Source organism: Cryobacterium sp. GrIS_2_6 (genome assembly GCF_035984545.1).
Classification (GTDB): Bacteria; Actinomycetota; Actinomycetes; order Actinomycetales; family Microbacteriaceae; genus Cryobacterium.
Map to the genome: position 1 here is coordinate 361239 of NZ_JAXCHP010000001.1, position 20061 is coordinate 381299.

The 20061-nt window shown below is 67.8% G+C and carries 18 protein-coding genes; 12 read left to right on the forward strand and 6 right to left on the reverse strand.

Annotated features, from left to right (window positions below; translation table 11 throughout):
• Positions 1-124: 124 nt before the first annotated feature.
• Complete coding sequence (locus RCH22_RS01635) at positions 125-859, forward strand: glucose 1-dehydrogenase (RefSeq protein ID WP_327012581.1); 735 nt, start codon at positions 125-127, stop codon at positions 857-859.
• A 54-nt stretch (positions 860-913) separates the two neighbouring features.
• Here RCH22_RS01635 and RCH22_RS01640 read toward each other — a convergent pair whose 3' ends face one another.
• Entirely contained in the window at positions 914-2038 is a 1125-nt protein-coding gene (locus RCH22_RS01640; protein ID WP_327012582.1) for an alpha/beta hydrolase, read from the reverse strand.
• 229 nt (positions 2039-2267) lie between these two features.
• Here RCH22_RS01640 and RCH22_RS01645 point away from each other — a divergent pair, with 229 nt between their 5' ends.
• The 3 genes from RCH22_RS01645 to RCH22_RS01655 all read left to right on the forward strand — a co-directional run bounded on the left by RCH22_RS01645 (position 2268) and on the right by RCH22_RS01655 (position 4836).
• On the forward strand, positions 2268-3353 hold the full coding sequence (locus RCH22_RS01645; RefSeq protein ID WP_327012583.1) for an alkene reductase: 1086 nt from the start codon (positions 2268-2270) through the stop codon (positions 3351-3353).
• 254 nt (positions 3354-3607) lie between these two features.
• Positions 3608-3820 carry a hypothetical protein gene (locus RCH22_RS01650; protein ID WP_327012584.1) on the forward strand — a complete coding sequence of 71 codons (213 nt, stop codon included), beginning with the start codon at positions 3608-3610 and terminating at the stop codon, positions 3818-3820.
• 74 nt (positions 3821-3894) lie between these two features.
• A complete protein-coding gene (locus RCH22_RS01655; protein WP_327012585.1) occupies positions 3895-4836 on the forward strand; it encodes a DDE-type integrase/transposase/recombinase in 942 nt (313 codons plus the stop codon).
• A 190-nt stretch (positions 4837-5026) separates the two neighbouring features.
• Here RCH22_RS01655 and RCH22_RS01660 read toward each other — a convergent pair whose 3' ends face one another.
• Positions 5027-6262 (reverse strand): aminotransferase class I/II-fold pyridoxal phosphate-dependent enzyme, encoded by a 1236-nt coding sequence (locus tag RCH22_RS01660; RefSeq protein ID WP_327012586.1) that lies wholly within the window; start codon positions 6260-6262, stop codon positions 5027-5029.
• Positions 6263-6465: 203 nt separating this feature from the next.
• On the opposite strand from RCH22_RS01660, the gene RCH22_RS01665 reads away from it, so the two are divergent.
• From RCH22_RS01665 to RCH22_RS01685, 5 genes are all read left to right on the forward strand, one after another.
• Positions 6466-8166 (forward strand): trypsin-like peptidase domain-containing protein, encoded by a 1701-nt coding sequence (locus RCH22_RS01665; RefSeq protein WP_327012587.1) that lies wholly within the window; start codon positions 6466-6468, stop codon positions 8164-8166.
• 199 nt (positions 8167-8365) lie between these two features.
• Entirely contained in the window at positions 8366-9352 is a 987-nt protein-coding gene (locus tag RCH22_RS01670) for a glycosyltransferase family 2 protein (RefSeq protein ID WP_327015430.1), read from the forward strand.
• The gene (locus RCH22_RS01675) at positions 9349-10176 is read left to right on the forward strand and encodes a CDP-alcohol phosphatidyltransferase family protein (RefSeq protein WP_327012588.1); all 828 of its coding nucleotides are present in this window, start codon (positions 9349-9351) and stop codon (positions 10174-10176) included. Before RCH22_RS01670 ends, RCH22_RS01675 begins: the two co-directional genes overlap by 4 nt.
• Before the next feature lie 3 nt (positions 10177-10179).
• Positions 10180-11058: a glycosyltransferase gene (locus RCH22_RS01680; RefSeq protein ID WP_327012589.1), complete on the forward strand. Its 879-nt coding sequence runs from the start codon at positions 10180-10182 to the stop codon at positions 11056-11058.
• Positions 11059-11085: 27 nt separating this feature from the next.
• A complete protein-coding gene (locus RCH22_RS01685; RefSeq protein WP_327012590.1) occupies positions 11086-12312 on the forward strand; it encodes a hypothetical protein in 1227 nt (408 codons plus the stop codon).
• 8 nt (positions 12313-12320) lie between these two features.
• Here RCH22_RS01685 and RCH22_RS01690 read toward each other — a convergent pair whose 3' ends face one another.
• Positions 12321-13337, reverse strand: coding sequence for a hypothetical protein (locus tag RCH22_RS01690; RefSeq protein ID WP_327012591.1), 1017 nt, complete (start codon positions 13335-13337; stop codon positions 12321-12323).
• A gap of 117 nt (positions 13338-13454) precedes the next feature.
• Here RCH22_RS01690 and RCH22_RS01695 point away from each other — a divergent pair, with 117 nt between their 5' ends.
• The gene (locus RCH22_RS01695; RefSeq protein WP_327012592.1) at positions 13455-13730 is read left to right on the forward strand and encodes a helix-turn-helix transcriptional regulator; all 276 of its coding nucleotides are present in this window, start codon (positions 13455-13457) and stop codon (positions 13728-13730) included.
• 6 nt (positions 13731-13736) lie between these two features.
• Here RCH22_RS01695 and RCH22_RS01700 read toward each other — a convergent pair whose 3' ends face one another.
• The 3 genes from RCH22_RS01700 to RCH22_RS01710 are packed head-to-tail and all read right to left on the reverse strand — an operon-like array spanning position 13737 to position 16054.
• Positions 13737-14519 (reverse strand): ABC transporter ATP-binding protein, encoded by a 783-nt coding sequence (locus tag RCH22_RS01700; protein WP_327012593.1) that lies wholly within the window; start codon positions 14517-14519, stop codon positions 13737-13739.
• Complete coding sequence (locus tag RCH22_RS01705; RefSeq protein WP_327012594.1) at positions 14519-15319, reverse strand: ABC transporter permease; 801 nt, start codon at positions 15317-15319, stop codon at positions 14519-14521. The genes RCH22_RS01700 and RCH22_RS01705 overlap by 1 nt, the downstream gene beginning before the upstream one ends.
• Before the next feature lie 42 nt (positions 15320-15361).
• Entirely contained in the window at positions 15362-16054 is a 693-nt protein-coding gene (locus RCH22_RS01710) for a phosphocholine cytidylyltransferase family protein (RefSeq protein ID WP_327012595.1), read from the reverse strand.
• Between the two features lie 258 nt (positions 16055-16312).
• Here RCH22_RS01710 and RCH22_RS01715 point away from each other — a divergent pair, with 258 nt between their 5' ends.
• A complete protein-coding gene (locus RCH22_RS01715; protein WP_327012596.1) occupies positions 16313-18508 on the forward strand; it encodes an ATP-binding cassette domain-containing protein in 2196 nt (731 codons plus the stop codon).
• A complete protein-coding gene (locus tag RCH22_RS01720) occupies positions 18484-20061 on the forward strand; it encodes a hypothetical protein (RefSeq protein WP_327012597.1) in 1578 nt (525 codons plus the stop codon). Before RCH22_RS01715 ends, RCH22_RS01720 begins: the two co-directional genes overlap by 25 nt.

Genomic DNA, 20061 nt, shown 5'->3' on the forward strand with positions numbered 1-20061 from the left:
TCGGGGCACAGCGCACCCGGGTTTTCTCAATCGTAGATTCAATCAGCTGATTCCAACATAACGGAGTACGCTCATTTTTGAGTAAAGTACAGATTCATTGAGCCCGAAGAGAAAGGTGGCCATCATGGGTCGCGTTCAAGGCAAAGTGGCACTGATCAGTGGCGGTGCCCGCGGAATGGGAGCATCCCACGCGCGTCGGCTGATCGCCGAGGGAGCGCAGGTGGTCATCGGAGACCTCCTCGACACCGAGGGCGAGGCCATGGCGACCGAGCTCGGCCCGTCCGCGCGCTACGTGCACCTCAACGTCACCGACGCAGACGACTGGTCTGCCGCTGTCCTGTTCGCCGTGGAAACCTTCAGCGGGCTGGATATTCTCGTCAACAACGCCGGAATCGCGAGCGCCGCGCCGATCGAGAGCTTCCCGATCGACGTCTGGACCCGCACCATCGAGATCAACCTGACGGGGACCTTTCTCGGCATGCGAGCGGCCATTCCTGCGCTCTCACGCCGCGGTGGCGGCTCGATCATCAACGTCTCATCGGTCGAGGGCCTCCTCGGCAGTGCGGGCCTGCACGCCTACGTCGCGTCGAAGTTCGGCGTGCGTGGCATCACGAAGTCGGTCGCCCTCGACGTGGCGCCCCTCGGCATCCGCGTGAACTCGATCCACCCGGGCTTCATCGAGACGGCCATGACGAAGTCCCTGGACGTCGACATGGTTGAGATCCCGTTGCGCCGTGGCGCAAAGCCCGAGGAAGTCTCGAGCCTGGTGCTGTACCTCGCGAGCGACGAGTCGAGCTACTCGACCGGCGCAGAGTTCGTCATCGACGGCGGCCTCACGATCGGCATCCCACACAACTGATCGCTTACGTCCCGGCTCCGCCCCGTCGTGCCCGTGAGAGTGCGTTTTCGGCCCTTAAACCGCCATCGGTTTAAGGGCCGAAAGTGCACTCTCTCGGAGGCTGCTCAGGGCTTTGAGGGCTTCGAGGGCTTCGAGGGCGGCGAAGGGCTTCTCGATGTGGGCGAAGTGACCTGTGCCCGTGATCGTTCGCGAGACGAACCCGGGAATGACGGCGGCGAGCCGGGCGCGGTCCGAATCGGCGACGAAGATGTCCGCATCGCCCTGAATCGCGCGCACCGGGCAAGTGATGCGGGCCCAGGACCGTTCCGGGTCATGGGCTCCGGCGAGGGCGGATGCCTCGGCGAACGCCCGCGGGCGGACGTCCGTCGCGAGAGCCGAGATCACGCTCGCGGGTACGGCGTCGACCCGGCTGAACAGCGGCGCGGTGAGCCCGCGCAACGCACCCACCCTGTTGAGCCAGCGCACAAGGCCGCGGCCGGCTGGCTCGGCGACCGCGAGGGCGCGCATGACGCCGAGCAGGGCCGTGTACCCGGGCAACAGGGTGAACCTGGTGAGCGGATGCCGCACGCTGTCGACCACCGAGAACGTCGTCGCAGAGACGAGGGAGACCGACACGGTTGCGGCAGGTTCGAGTGCGGCCAGTTCGAGGGCGAGGAATCCGCCGAGCGAGTGCCCGACGACGTGCCAGCGCTCGTAGCCGAGTGCACGGACAGTTTCGGCGATCGAGGCCGCGACGGTTGTGATGCCCTGGGCAGGCCGGATGGAGTGCCGGCCGGAGGAATCCGCTGGTTCGCTGTCGCCCCAGCCGGGCAGGTCGGGAATGATCAGGTCGGTCAGGGCGAGTGCGCCGGACGGAACGCGTCCCGTCGAGCCCGTCGAACCGCCGTTCGTCGCCGCCGAAAGGAGCGGGGTCCACGTCGTCCAGGAGCCGGCAGCCCCGTGCAGCAGAACCGTCGCCGTGTCGCTGCCTGTGCGGCGGCCGTGCCGCACGGCATGCGTACCGGAGCCGAGGCGCATCGAACTCGTGGTGAGGCCGAAGGCCCGTGCGTCGGTCGAGAGCGGGAACGGGCAATACCCATCTCGCCGCGTTTCGGTCACGTTCTTACCGGTCGGCTCGAGAGTCGTCGGCGAGGCGGGCGCCGCCTTTCGGTTGGAAGCTCGTGTCACCAGGATGGTCATGTCTGGTGTTCGTCACCGCGGGGCGATCGGTTTGCCGACGTGGAACAGGTCGAGACCGCTCGCAGCCCGGCCCGGCCAGGCGTCGGTGTCCCGGCGGCGGAAGACGGTGTGGACCGCGTGTGGAATAGGACCGTGCCCGGGCCCGTTGTCTGCAGGGCACCCTGCGTTTCCCTGCGCCGGCCGGTTTGGCCGCGCCCGGCGGAACTTCCGAACTACGAAAAGAGCGACTGTGACCCTGTTCTCCCCGCTGACCCTCGGCGACCTGCACCTGCCGAACCGACTCGTGATGGCGCCGCTGACCCGAACCCGGGCGGGCCTCGACGGCATCCCCGGACCGATGGTCATCGAGCACTATCGCCAGCGCGCGTCCCTCGGCCTGATCGTGTCGGAGGGGGTCTACCCGAGCCACGCCGGACAGGGCTACACCGGCCAGCCGGGACTCGTCACCGCCGAGCAGGTCGACGGCTGGCGTTCCGTCGCGTCGGCCGTGCATGAGGCCGGCGGCCTCATCGTCGCCCAGGTCATGCACGCCGGCCGGGTCTCGCACGACCTCGTCAACGGCGGCTTCGACGTCGTCGCGCCGAGCGCGATCGCGATCGAGGGCGAGACGCACACCCCGGAGGGCAAGAAGCCATACCCCGTTCCGCACGCGCTGACCGAGGCCGAACTCCCCGGAATCGTCGCGGAATTCGTGCGGGCGTCGCAGAACGCCATCGCAGCAGGGCTCGACGGCGTCGAGATCCACAGTGCCAACGGCTACCTCCTGCACGAGTTCCTGTCACCGGCATCGAACCAGCGCACGGATGCCCACGGTGGTTCGCCCGCGAACCGCGCCCGCTTCGTGATCGAGGTCGCGACCGCTGTTGCCGCCGCGATCGGCGGCGGCCGGGTCGGGATCCGCATCTCTCCGGAGCACAACATCCAGGACGTGCTCGAGACGGATGCCGCTGAGACGCTCGCGACTTACACCGCCCTCGTGGACGGACTCGCCCCGCTCGGCCTCGCCTACCTCAGCGTGCTGCACAAGGACCCGACCGGCGACCTGATCCAGGGACTGCGCGCGCCCTTCGGCGGACCGCTCCTGATCAACACCGGCTTCGGCACCGTCACGACCCGGGCCGAGGCCATTGCGATCCTGGCCGATGACGTTGCCGACGCCGTCGTCGTGGGGCGCGCCGTCATCGCCAACCCCGACCTCGTGCACCGCTGGCGCGACGACCTGCCGCTCAACGCCCTCGACCCGCAGACCCTCTACGGCAGCACAGCCGCCGGCTACACGGACTACCCGGCGCTCGCCACCGCCGCCGCGGAGTAACCCGCCCCCCCTCTGCGTCAAGCTGGTTGTGAGTCAGTTCACGATCAGTAGGAGTCAGAGGAATGTCGATTAGTCCAGGGTTCACTGTGGTGGAGATCCGCGAGTTTGTTCATGAGTATCACCGGCAACCGCATGGTCAGAAAGGTGCCTGGTTAGCGGGACAGCCGGTCTCGCATGCGATGCTGACGCGGTGGAGCGCCGCGGTGTATGGCGGTGATCTGGACCGGGGTCTGGTTCCGCGAGAGGGTAGGGCTATGACTGTTCCCCCTCGTAAGCGCACGGCGCTGGAGAAATCACGGGCCGCTGAGCGCGCGGCGCACGCGGCTGAGGTTGCGAAACTGAGCGCGCGGGTGCGCGAGTTGGAGGACACGAACAACACGCTGGGAAAAGCTATCGGGCTCTTGCACGCGATGAGCGAGGAAGAGCCCGCACCCACCCCGACGACATCCGATCCGTCCGGTTCCTGAAGCTCGAGAACACGCTCGTCGGTGACCTGACGCGTTTAACGGGGTCGCAACGCCGCGCTTTGGTCCTCGCGGGCGTGGCCCGCTCAACGTGGCAGTACCGGCAGAAGCCCCGCGCCCGGGTGCCCGAACCCATCGCGCAGAAAGACCGCGCGTACTTGTCCCGGATCCCCACGACGGATCGGAAGGTGATCGCGGAACAGATCACGACGGGGTGGACGGCGGGGCATTCCGTCGATCACACCTTTGCGAGCGTCTGGGACCAGGGTGTGATGCTCGCCGGGCGCCGGTCCTGGTGGCGGATCGCCGCCGACCTCACCGATCAGAGCACCCGCCCCGTCGTGCCCACCGGGCGTGGGTCTCGAACACCCCGCCAGAAGCCGGTGCTGGTAGCGACCGGGCCTGGGCAGGTGTGGTCCTGGGACATCACCGACCTCCGCTGCCCGTGGCGGGGCACAACGTTCAAGGCGTATTCCATCATCGATATCTACTCGCGCACGATCGTCGGCTGGCGGGTCGAGGAACGCGAGAGCGACCACCTCGCCGTGGAGATGTTCCAGAGCGCGTTCGACCAATACGGCACCCCCAAGTTCGTGCACGCCGATTCCGGGCCCGCGATGCGTTCGGGCGCTCTGGCCGATCTCCTCGCCGAGCACAAGGTGACTAAAACCCACAACCGGCCCTATGTGTCCAACGACAACCCGTTCTCCGAGTCTGAATTTCGCACAATGAAGTACCGGCCCAACTACCCCGGAACGTTCGAGAGTCTTCAGGCCGCCCGCGACCACCTGGCCGAGTACGTGCCTTGGTACAACACGACCCACAAGCATTCCGGCATCGCGTTATTCACGCCCCAGCAAGTCCACGACGGCTCCTGGAAGCAGGCCCACCGCATCCGCGACATGGCACTGCAGACCTACCACCAGAACCACCCGGAACGATTCCACTCGCGGCCGACTACACCCGCACCAGCCGGCACCGTTGGAATCAACATCCCCAAGGAAACTGTCAAAAGCTAGCCCACGTGACTCCACACAGCTTGACATCGAGCGCCCCGAACCAATTCGACGGACTTTTTGAGTTTTTGGGCCGGTTTTCGCCCGCCCACCTGCTGGAAACCTAAAATCTCCGTCGAATTGGTTCGGAGCCGCGGCGACCGCGTTGCCGGCCGCGCTACCGGGCGGCCTCCCGCTACCGGGCGGCCTCCCGCTACCGGGCGGCCGGGCGCAGGCCGGCGAGCCGAGCGGCAGCCTGCTCCAGCAGGTCCACCTTTTTGCAGAAGGCGAAGCGCACGAGCGAGGCATACTGCGGCCGGTGTTCCGGACTGCAGAACGCACCGATCGGCACGGCGACGACGCCGGCGAGGGCGGGAAGGTCGCGGCAGAAGTCCGCGCCGTCCTCGTATCCGAGCGGGGCGGCATCCGCCACTATGAAATACGAACCGCGCGGGCGCGACACGGCAAAGCCCGCGGCGACCAGGCCGCGCTCGAGGACGTCACGCTTGCCCTGCAGCGAGGCCGCGATGCCGGTGAAATACGAGTCCGGGAGATCGAGCCCCCTGGCGATCGCCGGCTGGAACGGCGCACCGTTCACGTAGGTCAGGAACTGCTTGACCGCGAGGACCGCCGTCACGAGCGCGGCGGGTGCTGTCAGCCAGCCGATCTTCCATCCGGTCGTGTTGAAGGTCTTCCCGCCGGAGGAGATCGTCACGGTGCGCTCGAAAGCCCCCGGAAGCGTCGCGACGGGCAGGTGCTGCACACCGAAGGTGAGGTGTTCGTAGACCTCGTCGGTGACGATGATCGCGTTGTGCTGTTCGGCGAGCCGCACGATGAACTCGAGCGTCTCGCGGGAGAACACGGTCCCGGTCGGATTGTGCGGGTTGTTCACGAGTATGAGGCGGGTGCGATCGGTGATCACCGCACTGAGCTCGTCGAGATCCGGCTGGAAGTCCGGCGCGTGCAGGCGCACGGTGCGATGGATGCCGCCGCCGAGTGCGATGAGGCCGCCGTACGCGTCATAGAACGGTTCGAACGTCACGACCTCGTCGCCGGGCTCGATCAGGGCGAGGATCGTCGCAGCGAGCGCCTCTGTCGCCCCCGCGGTCACGAGGACCTCGGTCTCCTGGTCGACACTGAGGCCGTAGAAACGCTGCTGGTGGCGGGCGATCGCGTCGAGAAGAACGGGGAAGCCGCGGCCCGGCGGGTACTGGTTGAGCCCGTCCGTGATGGCCTGTCGGGCGGCGTCGAGAACCTCGATGGGTCCGTCCTCATCCGGGAACCCCTGGCCGAGATTGATCGCGCCGGTGCGGACGGCGAGCGCGCTCATCTCGGCGAAGATGGTGGCGGCGATCGTGCCGTCCGCGCCCAGCAGGCCGGCACCACGGGCCGTCCGGCGCCAGGCGCCCGACATGGCCGCGGTCGGAACTGTCTCGGGGGAGCCGTGCATGACTCCAAACTACGACATCACCCGTGTCGGTGGCTCATGCAACCGGTTCGCAGGCGAGGATTGCTCCGCTGATCCGGCCGACCCCGGTCCATGGGCGGCCACCCCAAGCAACATCACGGCTTCGTCATTGAATGCTCTCAGCTTGGGCGGAGGATTCGTTCAGGTTCGGGCGCGAAGCTGGCATCGCTTGGAAGGAGCACCTCATGACCGAACACCCTCAGGACCCAGACATTAATCGAGATCGTCCCGCTGACGACGTGCCCTCCGACGCCGGCCAGGCCGCCGCGTCCGGACAACCGGCCAACGCCGCCGTCCCCGCCGATACCACCGGGTACCCGGCCCCCGCCGCGAACGCGGACAACACGACCGAGGTCGTCGGCTTCCCGCAGGCCGCGCAGCCGGTTGCAGAGCAGCCGCAAAGCGTGGTCGCCCAGCAGGCGTCCGCCCCCGCCGACGTCCAGGCCGCCCAGGCCCAGCAGCAGCCCGTCGCGAACGCGTCGAACCAGGTCACCCAGCCGACGCTTTCCTACGCGACGGATGCCTTCGGCCGGCCCCTCGGTGGAGCCGACGGCTCTGTCCCGCCGCACTTCGCAGCATCGGCTGCACCTTTCTCCTACGCTCCCCAGGGTGGCGGTCCGAACGGACCGACCGGCCCGTCATCGGCCCCCCATCCGAAGGACCCGGCCCGTCGCCGTGCCGGACTCAGCCTCGTTGCGGCGCTCGCGATCGGCGCCCTCATCGGCGGCGCATCCGGCGCCGGCGTGATGGCGCTCCTTTCCGGAGGCCAGGGCAACGGCACCCCCGTCAGCCAGGCCCAGGGTTCGAGCACCGTCGTCGTCAACAACACCGAGAGCGTCAACCAGATCACGGCAGCCACCGCGAAGGCCATGCCGAGCGTCGTCACCATCAACGCGACCAGCGGGACCTCCGGCGGCACCGGTTCCGGCGTCGTCCTCACCTCCGACGGCTATGTCCTGACCAACACCCACGTCGTGACACTCGACGGCGCGAGCGCAGACGCGACCCTCGAAGTCACGGCCAGCGACGGCAAGGTCTACAAGGCGACGATCGTCGGCACCGACCCGATCTCCGACCTCGCGGTCGTCAAACTGACCAACGCGAGCGGCCTCACCCCGATCAACTGGGCCGACTCGAGCAAGCTCAACATCGGCGACACCACGATCGCCATCGGCGCCCCGCTCGGTCTCTCCGGAACCGTCACGGACGGCATTGTCAGCGCCCTCAACCGGAGTATCTCGATCGCCTCATCGGCGGCGCCCACCACGGATACGCCGGACACCACGGCCCCGAGCACCGACAACCCCTACTTCTGGAACTTCGACCTCCCGAACAAGGACGGAAGCGCGCAGTCGACCACTCCGAGCACGACGAGCAGCATCTCGCTCTCTGTGATCCAGACGGATGCCGCGATCAACCCCGGCAACTCCGGCGGCGCCCTGCTCAACTCCAAGGGTGAACTGATCGGCATCAACGTCGCCATCGCCAACGCGGGCGGATCTTCCTCATCGGGAACGGCTGCCGGAAGCATCGGCGTCGGCTTCTCGATCCCGTCGAACCTCGCCAAGCGCGTCTCCGACGAGCTCATCGCCAACGGCAAGGCCACCCACGGCCTGCTCGGCGCGAGCATCACGAGCGCGACGAGCGACACGAGCAGCACGGTCGGCGCCCTCGTCAGCGAGGTCAGCTCGGGTGGCGCAGCCGAGAAGGCCGGCCTGAAGAAGGGCGACGTCGTCACAAAGTTCAACGGAGTGCCGATCACCGACGCTAAGGACCTCACCGCCCAGGTGCGGGTACTCGCCGCCGGCGCCACCGCCGAGCTCGTCTACGTCCGCGACGGCAAGTCCTACACCGTGACCGTCACGGTCGGGGAACTGTCCAGCTAGCATCTCTCGTCCTCCTTCCACACCCTGCGCCGCCGGTCATCGACCGGCGGCGCAGTCGTGTTTCCGCTCCGGCATGCCAGCCGTCAGGAGGCCCCCAAAGGGGTGCGCTGGTAGTCTGGACAGTCCGCAACGGAATGGACACCCGATCGAACAGGCAGCACACACCGGCGAAGCGCCCTTCATCGGCGTCTCCTACGTGATGCCCGTGCTCAACGATGTGCTGCACGTCCGGGCCGCGGTCACGAGCCTCCTGGGCCAGGATTACACCGGTCCGTTCGACGTCACGCTGGCCCTCGCACCGAGCATCGACGGCACAGAGGAACTCGTCGCGGAACTCGCCGAACTCGACCCGCGCATCCGTGTCGTGCCCAACGAGATCGGATCGACCCCCGCCGGCCTCAACGCCGCGATCCGTGCATCCGCCTACCCCGTCGTGATCCGGGTCGACGCCCACTCCGTGCTGCCGAGCGACTATGCGCGCGTCGCCGTCGACACCCTCGAGCGCACCGGGGCAGACAACGTCGGCGGTGTCATGGACGCGCGGGGCACCGCTCCGTTCCAGCGCGCCGTCGCCCGGGCTTACGGCACCCGGATCGGCCTCGGCGGAACGCCCCTCCACGTCGGTGGGCCGGAGGGCGCCGCAGAGACGGTCTACCTCGGCTGCTTCCGCCGCGACAGTCTCCTGCGTGCCGGGCTCTTCGACGAGACCATCAAGCGCGGCCAGGACTGGGAACTCAACCGGCGCCTCCGCGAGCAGGGCGGCACGGTCTGGTTCACACCAAGGCTGCGCGTCGTCTACCGGCCCAGGCCGAGCCTGTCCAGACTCGCCCGCCAGATGCTGTCCACCGGAATGTGGCGCGGGGAACTTGCACGGCGCTTCCCCGCCGACAACGGCATCCGCTATTTCGTGCCTCCCGTGATGGTGCTCCTCGTCACCCTCGGCGTGGCCCTGGGCCTCGCCGGCCTCGTCGTACCGCGGCTGCTGCTGGGCTGGATCGCCCCGGTCGGATACCTGCTCGTCGTCCTCGGGGCCACCGTCGTCGTGACTCGCCCTGACGGCGGGCGCTCCGGCGTCTGGTTCCTTCTAGTCTTGCCCTGTATCCACTTCTGCTGGGGTTTCGGCTTCCTGCTCGGATACCTGAAACTAACCAGCAATATCGCGGCACGGACCGGGAGACACCCATGACATCCCACTCACATTCCACCGGTCGGGTGCGCCAGTCCCGGCCGACGTCGATCGCCGAGTTGCGGGCCGTCGCGCAGCCGCCCGAGGTGCGGCTGCGGGCGAACGCCGAGCACTGGACGGCCTCGCTCTACCTGCGCGACGTGTCGCCGTATCTCACCTGGCTGCTGCTGAAGACGAGCGTGACCGCGAACGGTGTCACGGCGCTGATGATCCTCGTCGGCTGGTCGACCGCTGCGGCGCTGCTCATCCCCGGTGTCTGGGGGGCCCTGCTCGCGCTGATCCTCGGGCAGTTGCAGATGCTCGTCGACTGCTGCGACGGCGAAGTCGCGCGCTGGCGAGGCGAATCGTCGCCGGCCGGGGTCTTCCTCGACAAGGTCGGTCACTACTCGACGGAGGCGCTCATTCCGATCGCATTCGGCATCCGCGTGGCCGCGTATCCGTTCGACTCGCCGGACGATTTCCTCTGGACGACTCTCGCGTTGCTGCTCGCCCTCGTGATCGTGCTCAACAAGGCGCTCAACGACATGGTGCACGTCGCCAGGGCGAACGCGGGTCTCACCAAGCTCGCCGACAGGCGCGGTGAACAGACCCCGACTCCCGGCCGGATCGCTCAGTTGCGCAGGCTCGCCCGATTCCTGCCGTTCCACCGCCTGTACCACTCCGTCGAACTGACGATCCTGATCTTCGCCTCCGCGGTGATCGGCCGTTTCGTCGGCGAGCCGCTCATGGACCGGATCGTACTCATCGCCCTCGTGCCCCTGTCGATCCTCGCTCTCTTCGGCCATTTCGTCGCAATCATGGCGTCGCGCCGAGTCCGGTCCTGAGCTGTGACCGACACTGTGCTGCCGAGGGTCGGTGTCGTCGTGCTCACCCAGGGCACCCGGCCAGATGACCTCGCCAGCGGCATCCGCTCGGTGCTCGCCCAGCAGGAGGTCGTCCTCGACGTGGTCTGCGTGGGCAACGGCTGGGTGCCGACCGGGTTGCCGGATGCCGTCCAGGCGCTGGCCCTGACGGAGAACCTGGGCATCCCCGCCGGTCGCAATCGCGGTGTCCCCCTCGTGACGGGCGAGTACCTGTTCTTCCTCGACGACGACGCGAGCATCCCGGACCCCCGGTTCCTCAGTCGCGCCGTCGCGCTGCTCCGCGCGGACCCGTCGATCGGCCTGCTGCAACCCCGGGTGACCGATCCTACGGGCGCGTTGGCGCCGACCCGCTGGATTCCGCGCATCTGCAAGGGTGCCGCGACCGAGTCCGGCGCCGTCTTCTCGGTCTGGGAAGGTGCCGTGCTGATGCCCCGCGCGGTCTTCCTGGCCACCGGAGGCTGGGCCGAACCGTTCTTCTACGCGCACGAGGGTATCGAACTGGCGTGGCGGGTCTGGGACCAGGGGCTGCGCACCTGGTATGCGGGAAACCTCGAGGCGAACCACCCCGTCATCCAGCCCACCCGGCACGCCGACTACTACCGGCTGAACGCGCGCAACAGGGTCTGGCTCGCCCGGCGCAACCTGCCTGCCGTGCTGGTCCCGGTCTACGCCGGTTCCTGGCTCGCGATCCAGCTGGTGCGATTCCGCAGCGACCGGCCGGCACTCCGGGCCTGGCTCGCCGGATTCAGAGAGGGCTGGCGCAGCGACCCGGGGGAGCGTCGGCCGATCAGCGCCCGTACGGTCTGGCGGATGTCCCTGGCCGGCCGGCCCCCCATCGTCTGAGCCGGGGGCGCTCGGTACTCTGGAGGGATGACCATTCGAAAAGACATCGGCCTGGCCGTCAAGCTGGTCAAGGATGTCGCCGCGTCGCGCCGGGCACAGAAACTGCTCGCCGGCCGGATCCTCGGGGACGGTCCGCTTCCGCTCGGCCGTTTCAAGATCGCGGTCTACTTCGCCGACGGCGCCGTCAACTTGTATCAGATGCGGCAGTGGTACCGGCCGCTCGCCGTACTCGCCGAGACCTGGCCCGTCATCGTGTTGAGCCGCACCGGAACCGGGGCGCTGCCGATGTCCGAAGAATGCCCGGTGCCGGTGACCTACGTGCGCAAGGTCGCCGACCTCGAGCGGGTCGTCGCGGAACAGGACATCCGCATCGTGTTCTACGTCAACCAGAACGCCCGGAACTTCCAGATGATGCGCTACCCGCGGTGCTGGCACGTGTTCATCAACCACGGCGAGAGCGACAAGATGTACATGGTCACGAACCAGATCAAGGCGTACGACTACGCCTTCGTCGCCGGTGACGCCGCCCGCGCCCGTCTCGACCGGGTGCTCTGGGACTACGACTTCGACAAGCGGGCGATCACGATCGGCCGGCCGCAGGCGGACCACTACAGCAGCGTGCTTCCGTACGTCCCCGACGACCGGCAGGTCGTGCTCTACGCGCCGACCTGGGAGGGAGACCGGCCCACCGCGGCATACGGCTCGATCGCGAGCCACGGCGTCGCACTCGCCACTGCGCTCCTCGCCTCGCCGCGGCATCGCCTGATCTATCGGCCGCACCCGCGCAGCGGGGTCACCGACGAGACGTACGGCGCAGCCAACCGCAGGATCATCGCCCTGATCAAGGCGGCGAACGCCCGCGATCCCGCCGCTCACCACGTGTACGACACCGGTGCGGAGCTCGGCTGGCAGCTCGCGGCGGCGGACGTCGCCATCGTCGACATCTCAGCCATGGTCTACGACCGGCTCGCCGCCGGCAAGGCCCTCCTCGTCACCCGTCCCGCCGATCCCGCGGCCGAGATCGACACCGGCGGGTACCTCGCGGCGTGCGAATGGCTCGACGCGTCCGCGGCCTCCTTGATCGTGGGCACGGTGGATGCGCTTGCGCACGACCCGGAGGCCGAAGCTCGGTTGGGTGTGTGGGTCGAACGCTACTTCGGCGACGCGGCACCCGGTGCGGCCACCGCTCGCTTCCACGCGGCCGTGCAGCACCTGATGGACGAGTGGGAGAGCTTCGACGCCGTTCGGCCCTGAGCGGCCTGCTACGGCCGCTGAGACGAGGCGGATTCGCGGGGAGGCAGGTCCTGCGCGGCGGACGGGCGATCCGAACCCTGGTGATCCGACGTTGCGGTCCCTTGCGCCCCTGACTCCAGCGATCGGCCGCGGCGCAGCAGCCGCGGGACCATGCGGGGGAGCACCGTGAGGGTGCCGTGCCCGAGCTGCCCGAGCTGGGCGATGCGGTGTCCGGCGGCGACCCTCAGCGCGCCGGCACGGCCGACGCCCTCGAGGCCAGCGCCCTCGCGCACGATCGCCTCACGAATACGCGGGTCGAGTTCGGGACGGAAACCGGCGGGCGGCCGGCCGAAGGCGAGCCGGGACGAGGTCAGCACACGCTTGCCCAGAATATGGTTGCCGGCGCCGCCGACGACGGCGCCGACGCCGAAGGGGAGCGCCTTGCCGATGAAACTGGCGGAGCCGCGGGTCGCGAACTGACGAATGAACGAGCTCTTCAGGCGATCGGTGAGCGGACCCATGATGGCGCGCGGAATGCTCGCGGTGACGAGTTCGCCCCAGTACTTCGTTCGGACCGCACCTGATCCGCTGAACTGGCCGGCCAGCTGGCGGACGAGGTCGGAGCCCTCCCTGCCGAGCATCATCGTCATGACGAGGGCGCGGGCGCGCTCCGGGTCGTCGACGGCAATGCCGTGCACCTCGCTCACCGACTGGGCGAACAAGGCGGTCGCTTCGAGGAACCCGGCGGTCTCGACGCCGGACAGTGCCAGGGTGACCCCGGTGCCGACGCCGGGAATGACGGCCGTCGCCCCGACGGCCGCGCCGCCGGTCGTGACCATGGCGAGGTAGCGGCGTTCGAGGATCGTGATGATTTGGGCGGGGTCCGAGTCCGGCGCGCGCCGGCGGATGCCGCGGATGTGGGCGAGCACAGCCGGGCGGTGGATGGCCATGACCCGGTCGAACCCCCGGACGATGCCGGTCGGAAGCTGGCCGCCCTGCGGCGGACCCCCGGTCGTCGAGATGAAGGGTTTCACCTTTCGTGCCATGTCGATGCCGTCCTTCCGATTTCCGTCGAGTTTACGTTGTTGGTCTGACAAGGGAAGATATTCACATCTTTTCCCCGGCCACTGGCGGTTTTCCCACTACAAGCCTATAGATGGAGGATGCCGGAGCCGAAGTCAGAAGCGAGCCGCCTGCTGGGACTGCGCCTGCGGCAGCGCCGAAGGGAACTCGAGCTCAACCAGGAGTCTGTCGCGCACCGGGCCGGACTCAACGTGTCCAATTACGCAAGGATCGACCGCGGCAACGGGAATCCCACATTCCACACCCTGATCCGGCTTGCGGACGTGCTGAGCCTCGAGGTCGGGGAACTCCTCACGGGCCTGACCAAGGAGCAGCTGCCGCCCGATCGCGACAGCCTCGCCGTCGTCGATCCTTGATCGGGCTCAGGCGGGCCGCACTCCGTAGTCGGCGTCGTACCGGGCGAGGACCTCGTCGAGTGGACCGTCGAGGACGAGCGCGCCCTTATCGAGGTAGAGACCCCTGGCGCAGAAGCGACGCAGGTCGCGTTCATTGTGCGAGACGAAGAACAGGGTGCGGCCGCCGGTGAGCAGTTCCTCGATCCGGCGATAGCACTTTTCCCGGAAGGCCTTGTCGCCGACCGCGAGCACCTCGTCGACGAGGATGATCGGCTCCTCGAGCCGGGAAATGACCGCGAAGGCGATCCGTACCTTCATGCCGCTCGAGAGGTGCTTGTACGGGGTGTCGACGAAGTCGCCGATCTCGGCGAATTCGAGAATCTCGTCGAAACGCTCGCCAATCTGTTTTTTCGTCATGCCGTGCAGGCCCGCCGTGAGATAGACGTTGTCGCGCACGGTGAGGTCATCGACGAAACCGCCGGTGATCTCGATCAGCGGTGCGACGCCCTCCGTCACCCGCACAGTGCCCTCATCGGGCAGGACGACCCCGGTCACGAGCTTGAGCAGGGTCGACTTTCCCTGGCCGTTGCGACCGACAACGCCGATGGCCTCGCCGCGCTGCACCGTGAACGACACGGCGCGCAGGGCCCAGAATTCGCCTGGTCTGGTGCGCCGGGCCCCGCTCGCGAACAGGTCCTTGAAGCTGCGCCTGCTGCGGCGGTTACGACGAAAACGGATGCCGACCCCGGCCAGGGCAATCACAGGCGCCCCGGTCGCGGCCGACCCCGGTGTCCGGACTGTTCCGGTCATCACAGCTCCTTCAGGACCGCGCGCTCGGTGCGCGTGAAGACCAGCAGCCCGAGCCCGAGGAAGGCGACGGACATCGCCGCGCTGACGCCGACGGTGAACCAGTCGAGGTTGCCTGGGAAGAAGGCCGCCCGGTAGAGGCTGAAGATGCCGTTGAGAGGATTGAATGCCGCCCAGAAGTGCAGCTGGTGCGGCAGGTCCTGGGTGCTGTAGATGATCGGGGATGCGTAGAACAGGAAGCGCAGGATCAGTTTGACGGCGCGTTCCAGATCGCGGAAGAACACGACGAGCGGCGCGACGATGAGACCGACCCCCGCCGTGAGGATCGCCTGGATCACGATAGCGAGTGGGAAGAAGACGATCTCGCCGCTCGGCCGGGCGCCGGCGAACACGGCGAACAGCACGAGCACCGGGATCGAGGCGAGGAATTCGATGCCCTTCGAGAGCACGAGCCGGTTCACCCAGATGGTGCGGGGGATCCGGGTCGACCGGATCAGCTTCGCCTCGCGCAGGAACGCGCGCGTGCAGTCGGAGACGGTTCCGTTGAACCACATCCAGGGCAGCAGCGCGCTGAGCAGGAAGATGATGTACGGCTGGTGACCGACGCCCCGGTGGAACACCTGGGTGAATACGAACCAGTAGATCCCGGCCATCACGAGCGGGTCGAGGATCGACCAGAAATAGCCGAGGAATGAGGTGGAGTAGCGGACTCGCAGGTCGCGCTGGGTCAGGAGCCACAGCGAGTGGCGGTAGCGGGAAAGAGCGGTGAGCTGTTCAGGGCGCACTTCTGCGTAGCTACTCACAGACTCCACTTTAGATGTTCACAAAATCAGGGTGAAGGCGAATCAGACGAACAGGTTCGCGCGCTCGAGGTCTTCGGCGAAATCGACCTCGACGGCGTAGAAGTCGGAGATGTCGAGGGGTTCGATCAGCAGGCCGTTCTTCTCGATCGCGAGTTCGATGCCGCGCTCGAAGTAGTCCTGGTCATTCACCCTGGCGAGGTGGCGCACCAGGATGGCCTTGTGCGCACTGGAGATGAAGTTGATGCCAACGGCTTCTCCGAGTCCGCCGGTTACGGTCTTGGAGAGTTCCCTGATGTATCCCTCGTCGTCGGTCGTGTACTTGACCTCTTCTTCGGACACCTGCGAGGTGTTCACCGTCACGAAAGACTGGTCGCGTTCGACCATGGCGTGCGCCCGGTCGAGGACGGCGGGATCGAAGACGACGTCGCCGTTCATCCAGAGCACCCCGCCCGCGCCGGACGCATGCAGGGCGCGCAGCAGGCTCTTGGACGTGTTGGTCTGGTCGTATTCCTCGTTGTAGACGAAGGATGCCTGGGGGAACGCCTCGATGATGTGCTCGAGCTTGTAACCGACGACGATGGTGACGCTGGCCAGGACTCCGAATGCGTGCTCGATGTTGTCGAACTGCTGACGCATGATCGACCGGCCGTCGCTGAGTTCCGTGAGCGGCTTGGGCAGTGAACGACCCAGTCTGCTGCCCATTCCCGCTGCCAAAATGACTACCTGGGTGGCCATATTTGTCTCCTTAACACTGTCGGGCTACGTGCGCCCGGTTCGAAAAATGTCGAGCCAGTTTGCCTGTGGTTCACCTCGTTTTTTCCGTTCAGACACACCAACATGAAAGGGTCAGTCTACCCGAAGTGCCCCTTTCGGGTGCCGCCGCGTGGAATCGGCCCCAATGAATGGGCCGGGTCGAGCGCGTTTTCGGTGGGATTCGCGCCCGCTATCCCGTCTTGTCGGAGGGTCGTTGGTAGGGTTGGCGAGGTGACTCACGTGCCTCCAAACTCCGAGCCCAACGAGCCGACCACAACTGTGCCCGCGTCCGATTCGGCCCCGTCGAACGATGCAGCCACTCCGGCGCGTCCGGCCAAGACGATGCCCGACCGCGCAACCTCGGCGCGCACCGCTTCAGCCCGAACTCCGGCAGCCCGAACCCCCGTCGCCCGAACCCAGAAGCCCCGCGCCAGCCCGGTTCGCAAGGTTGCCGCGGCTCCGCAGAAACCCGCTGATCCGGCGGAGCCGTCCCCGACGCACGTCGCCCCTGCGGCGGGAGCCGCAGCCAAGACCCGCACGACCGCAGAGAAGGCCGAGACTGCCGCTCGTCAACGCGCCGCGAGGGCGAGCGCGGCGAAGTCGCGTGCCGCGAAGGCTGCTGTCGTCCGTGCGGAGGCCCTTGCCGCCGCGGAAGCCGTCGCCCAGGCGCAGGCCCAGGTGGAGGCGGAGGCTCGCGAGTATGCGGCGGCCGAGGCGCGCGCCCAGGCGGATGCCGCCGCACGCGCGAAGGCCCAGGCCGATGCCCTGGCTCTGGCCGCGACCAAAGCGCGTCCCGACCCGGAGGCGCTTGCCCGCGCCCAGGCGCATGCCCGCACCGAGGCCCTCGCCAGGCGTTCACTCGGTCCCATGCCGCCGGACGCGCGAGCACGCGGCGGCCGGCTTCCCGTACCCGGCGTCGCGCCGATCGTGGTGCCGTCCGTTGTCGCAGCGCCTCGCGCCGTTCCCAAGCCCCCACGCATCCGCTCGGGAGTCGGTACCTCCAGGGACTGGGTCGCCACTGCCGTCCTCGGCCTGCACCTGCCCCCCGTCGAGAACAAGCCCGCCACGCCGGCAGCCACGCAGCCGAAGGACGACGAGGTATCGACGGTCCGTCCGGACCAGACACCGCCGCCCGCGACCAAGGTCATGCCGGTACCGGTTCGTACTTTTGAGCCGATTGCCCCGCCCGTTCCGGAACCGGGACTCGTGGCTGTCCCGGAGCCGATCGACGCTCCGCAGCCCGGATCCGTGGTCGCCGCAGCATCCCTGCCGATCGTCGCGAAAGCGGCAGGGTCCTCGATGCTCGACGAGCCGGCGACCGTCACCGAGCCCGCAACCGAGCCTGCTACCGAGCGCGCAACCGAGCCTGAAGCGGAGCCCGTCACCGAACTCCTCAGCGAGCCAGTCACCGAGCCGGAAACCGAGCCCGAGCCCGAGCCCGAGCCCGAAACCGAAACCGAAACCGAAACCGAAACCGAGCCCGAAACCGTGCACTCGGCGGAGCCGCAGGCCCTGCCCTTGCCCGAGCCGGAACTCGAACCGGAGCCGGAACCCGCGCTGGAACCCGAACCGGAACCGGAACCCGAGCCGGAACCGGAACCAGAGCCAGGGGTCGAGCCTGCCGAGTCGGCTGCCGCGAGCCTGGCCATCGCTCCCGGTGCCCGCACGGCACCTGCCCCTGTCGTCCTCTCCGTCACGGCCCTGCGTAAGTCCTTCGGAAGCACGCTCGCCGTCTCCGGAATCGACCTCGAGGTCCGCACCGGCTCGTTCTACGGCATCGTCGGCCCGAACGGTGCGGGCAAGACCACGATTCTCTCCATGGTCACCGGCCTCCTCCGGCCGGACGACGGTTCGATCGAGGTCCACGGCATCGACGTCTGGAGCGACCCGGTCGCCGCGAAGCGCGTCATCGGGGTGCTGCCAGACCGACTGCGTCTCTTCGACCGTCTGACCGGCGGCCAGCTGCTCTACTACGCCGGCGTGCTCCGCGGGCTCGACGGGGCGACCGTTCGAAAACGATCCGCCGACCTCGCCGTTGCGTTCGGACTCGAGGACGCCCTCAACCGACTGGTCGCCGATTACTCGGCGGGCATGACCAAGAAGATCGCCCTGGCCTGCGCGATGATCCACTCGCCGCGCCTGCTCGTTCTCGACGAACCGTTCGAATCCGTCGACCCGGTCTCAGCGGTCAACGTGACCGAGATCCTGCAGAAGTATGTTGCAAGTGGCGGCACCGTCGTCCTCTCGAGCCACAGCATGGACCTGATCCAGCGGGTCTGCGACCACGTCGCGATCATCGTCAACGGCAAGGTCCTCGCGGCCGGCACTGTCGACGAGGTGCGTGGCGGGCAGACCCTCGAAGAACGATTCATCGAACTCGCCGGAGGGCGCAAAGTGGCGGAGGGGATGGAATGGTTGCACAGTTTCTCGGACTGAAGCTCCGGCTCTTCGGCAATCTCTTCCGGCGGAGCCCCTGGCAGGTCGTCGGCATCGTGATCGGACTGCTCTATGGGCTCGCGGTCGCGGCCGGGATCTTCGCCCTGCTGGTCGGCCTGCGCTTCGTCGACGACGGCCTCGGTTCGATCCGTGACGGCATCGTGGTCGCCGGCTCGCTCGTCGTGCTCGGCTTCCTGCTGATTCCGCTCATGACCGGCATCGACGACAGTATGGACCCCCGCAAGTTCGCGGTCATGGGCATCCCCAACCGGCAACTGTCTCTGGGGCTTGCCGTGTCAGCACTGATCGGCGTCCCCGCAATCGTGCTCACGATCGTGCTGCTCGGCACCATCGTGACCTGGTCGCGCGGACCCGGTGAGACCGTGTCCGCCGTCCTGTCCGCGGCGCTCCTCCTTGCCACCTGCATGCTCGGCTCCCGGGTCAGTACGTCCATCGCTTCGTTCCTGCTGGCCACTCGCCGCGCGCGGGAGATCGCCGGAATCGTCGGCGTTCTCCTGCTCGTCATGTTCGCTCCCGTCACCGTGCTCGTGGTCAACCTCGACTGGAGTCTCTACGGCACGGGCTTCATCGGCGGCCTCAGCAGTATCCTCGGCTGGACTCCGCTCGGGGCGGCCTGGTCTGCGCCCGGCGACGCGGCAGGTGGGGACTGGGGTGCTGCACTCCTCAAGCTGCTCGAGGCCGCGGCATTCCTGCTCGTCCTCTGGGTCGCCTGGCAAGCGCTCGTGAGCCGGATGCTCGTCTCACCCGGCAGGGAAGCCGTCGCCAAGGAGTACGGCGGCCTCGGCTGGTTCGACCGCCTGCCGAACAATGCCGCAGGCGCCATCGCCGCACGAAGCCTGACCTACTGGCGCAGGGACCCCCGCTACGGCATGTCCCTCGTGATGATCCCGGTGATCCCGGTGCTCGTCATTCTCCCGCTCGCGTTCGCCGGGGTTCCGGTCCAGGCCCTCGCGCTCCTGCCGGTGCCGCTGATGTGCATCTTCCTCGGCTGGGCGCTTCACAACGACGTCGCATTCGACCACACCGCGATCTGGCTGCACGTCGTCTCCGGCACCCGGGGCATGGCCGACCGGATGGGCCGGCTCGTTCCCGCGATCCTGGTCGGAATCCCACTGATCGGCATCGGCTCGTGCATCAGCGTCGCCGTGTACGGCGACTGGGGCGCGTTCCCCGCCGTGCTCGGCGTGAGCACATGCATCCTGCTGACCGGACTCGGTTTCTCGAGCTACAGCTCGGCGCGCTTCCCTTACCCGGCATCCAAGCCAGGCGACAGCCCGTTCACGCAGCCGCAAGCCTCAGACACCGCGGCAGCGCTGATCCAGTCCGTGACCCTCGTCGGATCGGTCATCCTGTCGCTCCCGGCGATCGGGTTCGCGGTCCTCGGCCTCTTCGTCAATCCGGTCTGGCTGCTGCCGTCCCTCGCGAGTGGTGTCGTCGTCGGCCTGCTCACCCTCTGGGGCGGCATCTGGCTCGGGGGCCGCACGTTCGACGCCCGCGGACCCGAGATGCTCGCCTCGGCGCTGCGCGCCTGA